This is a genomic window from Paraburkholderia sp. BCC1876 (genome assembly GCF_902833695.1).
In the GTDB taxonomy this organism is placed as follows: domain Bacteria; phylum Pseudomonadota; class Gammaproteobacteria; order Burkholderiales; family Burkholderiaceae; genus Paraburkholderia.
In genome coordinates this window covers 1-515 of sequence record NZ_CADFGI010000056.1, presented here as the reverse complement: position 1 = coordinate 515, position 515 = coordinate 1, and the positions used below count along the sequence as shown (strand labels likewise).

Below are 515 nucleotides of genomic sequence, written 5' to 3'. Positions count from 1 at the left end.
TTCGTGACCGCGCAGTATTCGCAGCTGGCCACCTACGCGCCGACCTTCTTCTTCGCCGGCAGCCCGCTGGTGCCGAACCCGACCTTCCCCGACAACAACACCTTGTCGCAATGGTCGACGCAGACCAACATGTCGGTCGCCTCGCTGAACGCCTACTTCGGCAACGACTACTACGGCACCAACCTGGTACCGGGCTCGACCATCGGCCGTTACGACGGCCGCGTGATCCTGCCGATCAGCTACCCGCGCCTGCAGCAGGATTCGGATCCCTCCGACATCCTGATCACCCAGCCCTTCACCAATGCGCTGGCCACGCAGTTGCCGAACGAGCTCGGCTTCGAGGCGCCGAACGCGACCTATGCCACCCTCAACAACGACATCATCGGCGCCTGGGACTTCAGCCACGCGGGCCAGGCGGTGCCGGACACGATCCCGGACCTGCTCGCGGCGCTGCAGCTCAACCCGCAGCTGAAGGTGCTGTCGGCCAACGGCTATCACGACCTGGCCACGCCGTT

General features: G+C 65.2%; 1 pseudogene. It reads left to right on the top strand.

Annotated elements, in window-relative coordinates:
• A pseudogene (locus HWY05_RS37735) lies at positions 1–515 on the top strand (peptidase S10); the annotation flags it as partial.